At 47.4% G+C, this 4,637-nt stretch carries 4 protein-coding genes and 1 tRNA gene; all 5 read right to left on the reverse strand.

The window, feature by feature from the left end:
• Window positions 1–860, reverse strand: an 860-nt coding sequence (locus J7K40_03970) for a hypothetical protein (GenBank protein ID MCD6161556.1), incomplete at its 3' end; no start/stop codon positions are given.
• 82 nt (window positions 861–942) lie between these two features.
• Window positions 943–1,152 (reverse strand): hypothetical protein, encoded by a 210-nt coding sequence (locus tag J7K40_03975; GenBank protein ID MCD6161557.1) that lies wholly within the window; start codon window positions 1,150–1,152, stop codon window positions 943–945.
• Window positions 1,133–1,474, reverse strand: coding sequence for a hypothetical protein (locus J7K40_03980; GenBank protein ID MCD6161558.1), 342 nt, complete (start codon window positions 1,472–1,474; stop codon window positions 1,133–1,135). Before J7K40_03980 ends, J7K40_03975 begins: the two co-directional genes overlap by 20 nt.
• Before the next feature lie 1,014 nt (window positions 1,475–2,488).
• A tRNA-Ala gene (locus J7K40_03985) sits at window positions 2,489–2,562 on the reverse strand.
• 11 nt (window positions 2,563–2,573) lie between these two features.
• Window positions 2,574–4,358, reverse strand: coding sequence for a hypothetical protein (locus J7K40_03990; protein ID MCD6161559.1), 1,785 nt, complete (start codon window positions 4,356–4,358; stop codon window positions 2,574–2,576).
• Window positions 4,359–4,637: the final 279 nt, after the last annotated feature.

Raw genomic sequence — 4,637 nt, forward strand, 5'->3', positions numbered from 1 at the left:
CCGCAATCCCTGCAGGTTACGGTGTTCTTTTCCTGGTCATATTCCCAATTTGGATCAGGTGAAGGACACGAACCATCTTTATAGTAATGGCAGCCCGCGTCGTCACTGTACCAATCGCTGCAGTCGCACTGTGCGTCTATGTTCGCACTCGCGAGGGTGAAATAATCCGCCTCTTCAAGTGCGAACACCTGGGGGCATGTATAACCACCCCTGCAATCCGCGCCCCCGTGAACCTGCAACAGGATGTAGCTTTCACCGTCCACTTCAAATATCGCATACTGCAGCACCTGGCTTAAAAGGCTCTCACTGTTATAGGTGTTTACGATGTTATGCAACGCGTACCCTTCTAGCTCGATCTCTTCACGCTCTAGAAAAGTCTCCATGCAAGTTAGATAAGACGTCGCGTCTGATGTGGCTACTATCCTCTGCATTATCCCGTTAAGGCGTTTGGATTCATCCGTTATATCCAAAAAGTTTGTGAGATAATGGTAAACATCATAAGATACGATAACCTCATCATCACCGCATACATCGATCTCACACGCCGGTCTTTTATCCCATTCATCCATCTGGATATGTCGGTTGCGCTGCCACTGCCGCCCATAAGCCCCGCCGGAGTCCAGTATATCACAACCGGTATTTTCTGTTAAAAGCCCGATAATCCGCGCTTTCAGTGGGTCTGGCTCTGTTATCGCCGGTTGTGGGTTCTCTGCTACCGCCCGCTTGCATTCGGCTGCAGATAGTACAGATGCAAACCCGTGTACTATTACATCCACCACCGCAGAGGAAACCGCGGTCGGTCTGTTGACCTCGCCGGATATAACCGGCGTGCCTGTTTGTTCTGTTGTTGGTTCTAACATATTTCTCACCTCTGTATGTCTGTGCTTTCGTTCTTTACCTCCATAAGCCTGAACTTATGGAGTTTATAAAGAATAAAGGGGTTTAAAGCCCCCGTTTTATTGCCCCTGTTTTGCGCTCCATCCTCTCCAATGTCGCGACTGCTGCCTTAAATTCCGGTATCTCTACAGATTCAATCGGTAGAGTGGCACCCAACCAATGTATATGTGCATCTATACAGTCCATAAATGCTTTCATATCCGCAATATCACCCTGCAGTTCATTGAGTGTCTGTTTATCTGCATCGCGTGTCATTATCTCTCTCCCTGATGTAGTAAACCGCCCGTATCAACAGTTGGTCAATACTGATAACGTCGTATGCCTTGCGGGTTGAAGTCCATTCACCATGTTTCCTGCATCGCTCGCTGCAGTATCGTTCCGCTCCGTATGCACTGAAATAACTACCGCCTATGTGGATAGCTTGACCGCACCGATGGCATTTATCCTGCAGTGGGATCACGTCCACACCAGCATATCTAAACACGCCTGCAGTGGTCATGTTCTCAATCGGATAGTCGTATATTTCACCCGGATTAAACGCCTTGATAAATCCGGTTTCCTTATGTTCTGTGGTCATGTTGTGCCTCAAATAAAAGAAGGTGTGAGGGTTTTATCCCTCGCGTTTTCACCTGTCGATGTTGCGACCGATACGATGGTTGCCGCGATCTCTGCGGGTGTCGGGTTGAATACCGTTATGAAGGTTTCGTAAACGTCTTGCGTTATCATAATCCTCGCCTCACGCGGTATATTCAACAGTCGCGGTTATCTCTTTCGGTACGTCGCCATATAGTGCGGACTTTCGTATGTATATCGTGCCGATCTTATAGTCGTCACCAGTCGCTTTATACTGATGTGTGCCTTTCGTTTCCTTCGCGTGCGTGAATTTGCACACTATGGTTTTTATTCCTGTCATGGTTTATCTCACCTAACATTTGCTTTTGCATACCATCACATTGTGCGATTGTAGCACAATAGAATTAATGCGCATAGGATTTAAACGTTTTCCAATTTCGCGCATAAAAAAATTTTATATTAACAAAATTTGAACAAAACAAAAACGCTATCGGGCGGCTGTTTATTACAGAATAACCCCCATTTTTTAAGACAAAAACCGCCGCCCGATAGCGTTTTTGACATTGTAGCCTTTGCAAGGCAGTGTTTTAAAAACGCTATCGGGCGGCACTGTTTTTAAAAAAGTTTGTCAAAACAGCCGCTTGCTATCGATTTTTTTGTTGTTGAAAAAACGACTTTTTAAGATAGATACGTCATAAAAATAATAATACAACTTTGGGTAGTTTATGCAATCAAAACGTATAGCCCCCCTTTACCAAAAAGCACCGCAGAGATGCCTTAACTGCAGTGGGGACACCAATTAAAAAAAAGTGGGGACACTTGCTGAAAATGTCCCCACAATCTCACCGCGTCCACCCCCAATTTATTGCAAAAACGCTTGCGGGATCGCTGTCCCCACCCAATAAAAAAAGTGTCCCCACTTTTTGTAAAGTGTCCCCACTTCTCCGGTTGGCAGGGGGGGAGCGGCAGCCACCCAACTACCCCCCCGAATAGCCGCATAGCTCGAAGCGTAGATGGATGGACAGAGGGGGAGTCGAACCCCCAGCCTGCTAGTTGCAAACCAGCTGCTCTTCCAATTGGAGCTATCCGCCCGCTTTGATCGATCAAGGGAACTTTTCTTTGTTGAAGATATTGTGAACGACTTCTTCGTACCGGAGCGACTGATGCCACCTCTTCGGAATAGTGATCTTTCCCACCTCATCGCGGTAGTGTTTCCTGGCGGTCGTCTCGTAGTCTCCGGTCATATCTTTGAACCCCGTTCCTTTAGCAGATAATGCTTCGAGCATCAGCGTCATGTAGCTATCCCTGAAGGATGTTGGTAGGATCCGGATTCCATACTTCTTTGGACAGACCGTGTTTAGCGTTCGGAAGATCGTGCTGTATGCCGGAGTGGTCGTCATGACAAGCTCCCTCTTGCCGGTCAATTTATTGGTCTTCCACGTCTTTGACGCCAGCATTGATGTCCGGTACGTTCCTACCTCCGGAGACCAATTGAAAAACGTCTTCCCGCTGAACACATAATAATCATCCTTTGTCCTGTCGGGATAGTCTTTACGATATTTGATTATCATGTCGGCAAGCTTTTTCGATATGTACATGTACTCTCGTGCCACTTGCTTCAGATCACCGGGCAATTCCTCCTGGAACCCAATAAAATCGACCGAGAATATCCCCTGCACGTCCAAACCCCGTACCGGTTTCGAGCCCTTGTGTGGGAGCCGTCCCCATTTCATCAATGCGAACTGGCTGGCTCGTAATCCGGTCTCCCTCATGAACCGGATGCATATCTTCAGCAGGTTCAGATTTTTCTTGAGGGAGGGGTTCTTTATCCCTGACACGCATTTATACAGCTTAATTACCCCTGAACGTGGGGACATTTCGCCGTCCTCGTTTATCCTTAACATGTACGCTGATGGTGGGTGTCGCTGTTCAGCTCGGTATATCTTCAGTATCGGCACGCTGGCGATCAGTCCCTTTTGAATATGCGCCGATTTCAGTTCTTTTTGTGCTGATAGGAAATCGTAAAAAGTCGATGTGCGGGTTCGGAATTCGTTCCACTGCCCTGGCTTGTACACTTCTCCGGTTACTCTTTCATGCACGTCATCGAGATACCCCTGGTACCGCACGAAATCGTCGGGATACATGTCCGTAATATCAATATCCATGAGTTCGAGGTAAGCGAGAAACACGTTGTTGTACATGAAATACCGCTTTATAGTGTTCCGCCACGCCCGCAGACTGTTGACCAACTTATTGAGCGCGAATTCTTCTGTGTCCTGCGCCCTCGTTGGTTTTTTCGTCGATGCGATTTCTTTCTGCAGTTCGGTGAGTTTGCTGCTCAATGTGTGGGCGAACCCGTACACGATGATCGGGTTATCTATGTTCTGTTTGATGACGTCTTCGTAATACTGGCACTTCGCCTCGAAACGCGGACGCACTACAGTCATATAGCGATTATGTAATTTGTGGTCGATCTTTATATCCGGTTCCAATGTAGTAGGCAGATAATGCCCGAGCATGGTTTTGCAGTACATCTCGCGCATGAAGTCTGCCCCCCATACCCTCTCCGGGATTGGCGAGTCCTTGAGATAACGGCGGTACCTCGACCACGTCCCCCATTGTTTTTCGAGTGTGCGTCCGAGGAATTTGATTAGGTAGTCGTGCAGATCGTCAATCGATACAAGTGAGGGGGGCAACTCCCTTTCAACACGTGTCGCTGGCTTGACTACTATCCGTTCTGTGTCCGCAAACTGATCGATTCGAGCAAACTGTGCTTTTCGCTCCTTCTCGTACTCGGCTTCCGTCATGAGCCCCGCATCAACTAAAGCCTTTTTAGCCGCCATGATAGCCTTGATCTCTGCAACCAGTTCAGACATATTTTTAGCCATTTTAATCAGCCAGCTCAAACGTTATGGTGGTATTTTTCGCTGTGCTGCTATAAATGATTTCGCCACGTCGTCGATCAGAAAGTTAATATAACATTACAACACATTGATGTACTGTTATAACCATGTCAAAGAATACCAACGTATCGAAAACAGTCACTATAGACTCCACTGTGTATATAGCGGTTGCTACGGCAACAGAAACGGCAGACACATCTTTCAGCGAAGAGCTGAACAGGTTGTGTCACGACGGAATAGAAGCGCGAAAAGCGCGGGCAGAAC

The organism is Candidatus Zixiibacteriota bacterium, from assembly GCA_021159005.1.
In the GTDB taxonomy this organism is placed as follows: domain Bacteria; phylum Zixibacteria; class MSB-5A5; order UBA10806; family 4484-95; genus JAGGSN01.

Bases quoted from the DNA above. Each gene is read 5' to 3' on its own strand.
- J7K40_03980 (MCD6161558.1), bottom strand. From the start codon at position 1,474: ATGACCACAGAACATAAGGAAACCGGATTTATCAAGGCGTTTAATCCG.
- J7K40_03990 (MCD6161559.1), bottom strand. From the start codon at position 4,358: ATGGCTAAAAATATGTCTGAACTGGTTGCAGAGATCAAGGCTATCATG.
- J7K40_03975 (MCD6161557.1), bottom strand. From the start codon at position 1,152: ATGACACGCGATGCAGATAAACAGACACTCAATGAACTGCAGGGTGAT.